Origin of the sequence: Parasutterella excrementihominis YIT 11859 (genome assembly GCF_000205025.1) — a bacterium.
GTDB classification, from domain to species: domain Bacteria; phylum Pseudomonadota; class Gammaproteobacteria; order Burkholderiales; family Burkholderiaceae_F; genus Parasutterella; species Parasutterella excrementihominis.
Window position 1 is genome coordinate 56,050 of the sequence record NZ_GL883755.1, and the last position, 2,336, is coordinate 58,385.

Annotated in this window: 2 protein-coding genes; one reads left to right on the forward strand and one right to left on the reverse strand. The window is 45.1% G+C overall.

Annotation, left to right across the window (positions count from 1 at the left end; all coding sequences use genetic code 11):
- Positions 1 to 408: 408 nt before the first annotated feature.
- A complete protein-coding gene (locus tag HMPREF9439_RS10590) occupies positions 409 to 1,356 on the reverse strand; it encodes a DMT family transporter (protein ID WP_008811652.1) in 948 nt (315 codons plus the stop codon).
- 143 nt (positions 1,357 to 1,499) lie between these two features.
- On the opposite strand from HMPREF9439_RS10590, the gene dinB reads away from it, so the two are divergent.
- Positions 1,500 to 2,336 (forward strand): DNA polymerase IV (gene dinB / locus HMPREF9439_RS10595; protein WP_050789291.1); only part of this gene is annotated, 837 nt, incomplete at its 3' end.

Sequence of the window (2,336 nt, forward strand, 5' to 3'; positions counted from 1 at the left end):
CAATACTACATTCTTCTAACAACTACTGAAACTCGAATGACGGGGACGGCCCACGAATTGCCGATAGCGCTTCAATACTACATTCTTCTAACAACTACTGAAACGATACATTGAAGTTTTTAAAAGATCCGCCTGTCACGTTTCAATAACTATTGAAACTCCAGTCCTCGGCGTTGAACTCGAACTCTAAGGTTTCAATACTACATTCTTCCAAGGATTACTGGAACTGTCTAGTGGCGTAGCCAGAATCTTTTTCTAAAAAGTCTCCGAATCACATTCTTCTAACTGTCGCTGAGACCAAATATTCGGCGTCCAAGAGCGAGACAAACTTTCGTTTACACCCTACTCCACTTCGGTACAATCATCCACGTTGTAAACAAATGCCACTCTCGTCAAAAAGATAGTTGCCTAATCTTTGTCAGTTTGCGAAAAACTCGCTCTCGCCTTTCTGGAATAGTGGATGAGAAACGGATGCTTCGAGGGAACGGCAAGAAAAGCAACAGCGCCAAGAATCGATGCCCCGCCAATACACTCCCAAGAATTAACGCTCACCCCAAGAAATATCATGCTCAGTAGAGTTGCAGCTACTGGGTCGAAGGTCTCCATCATGCCGGCAATATCTGCCGGGATAATTTCGGCAGCCGCTTGAAAAAGCCAAAACGCCGCAATCGTTCCGAAAAGCACAATAAACGCATAAGCCAAAATTGAGTAGACGGTCCAGTCCAAAGGTTCGTTCCAAAAGTGACTGAACAACGTCACAGTAACGCCGGTAAGCAAAAGTGCCCAGCTCGTTGCTAACCCGGAACCGACACGCGCAATAAATTTTTGAGGCAACAGAACATAAAAAGCACCTGTGATTCCAGATCCGATACCGGCCCAAAAGCCGATACCTGAGACGTTGAAGTTTTTAAATGATCCGCCGGTTACGACTAGAACCACTCCGGCTACAGCTACAAGTCCGCAAAAAACTTCTTTCACAGTGAGCCGTTTATGCTGAAATACCACCATGAAAATCATGATCCACAATGGAACAGTTGCAGTTAAAACAGCGGCAAAAGGTGCGTTTGCGTATTGAATACAAACAAAGAACGTTAATTGCGTTCCGATAATTGTTAACGTGTAAATTATCAGATCGATAATGTTCTGCTTGGTTTCAAATACTTTCAGAGCCCCCTTCTTTAAAAGAAAGAACTCAATGCCAACGAAGATCGAGCCTGCAAGGAGCATGCGTATAGAGATCAAATCCATCGGTGTAAAGTGACAATTTTGAAGTAAATACTGTCCTGCAACACCCATTGATCCCCAAAAAACAGCCGCTAGTCCGGCCATCGCCATGCCTTTTAATGTTTTATTCATCCTCGTCTCCTCTGGTTCTTGAGTTTGCCAGTTTTGTGATGGGATAGAACGAGTTCCTACTCTTTTTAAGAAATCCTATTTTTCAGAAAATTCCTTACTTTTTTCAGCAAGATAAAAGCCATGAATAATGCGAAAATTCGCCTATGAATTTCGATAACTATCGCCGAATACTTCACCTCGACCTCGACGCTTTTTTCGCTTCCGTTGAACAGCGAGATAATCCTTCGCTTCAAGGGAAGGCAATTGCCGTCGGATTAAATTCCGCTCGAGGTGTCGTTGCGTCTGCTTCTTACGAAGCAAGAAAGTTCGGAGTACGTTCCGCAATGCCCTCCTCAGTTGCCGCAAGGCTATGTCCAAATTTGATTTTTGTTCCCGGACGAATGGACGAGTACAAAAAAGCATCAGCCGAAGTCTTCGAAATTTTTTCTCGCTACACAAATCTCATTGAACAAGTCTCTATCGATGAGGCATTCTTAGACGTCACAGACGTCTGGCGCGACTATGGTTATGCGATGGAAATCGCAAAGCTCATCAAAGAAGATGTTCGTCGTGAAGTCGGTCTCATTATTTCTGCCGGCGTTTCCTACAACAAATTCCTCGCCAAAATCGCAAGCGACTGGCGCAAGCCCGACGGCTTATGCGTGATCCATCCGAATGCGGCACTTAAGTTCATTGATCGTCTTCCTGTGAAGGCTATTTGGGGCGTCGGTCCGGTGACCTCGCAAAAGATGGAGGCCCTCGGCATCTTTACCGGAAAAGATTTGCGAGAAAAAGATCTTTCATTTTTAGTCGAGCAATTCGGCAGTTCGGGACTGTCGTATTACAACTTTGCCCGGTGTATTGACGATCGTCCTGTCAGAACCGAACGCATCCGCAAACAGGTCAGCGCTGAGATCACGCTCTCCAAAGACGAAGGAAATCTCAATAAGTTAGAAGATACGCTCTCGGAACTGACGGACTATCTGATGACGCGTCTGCGT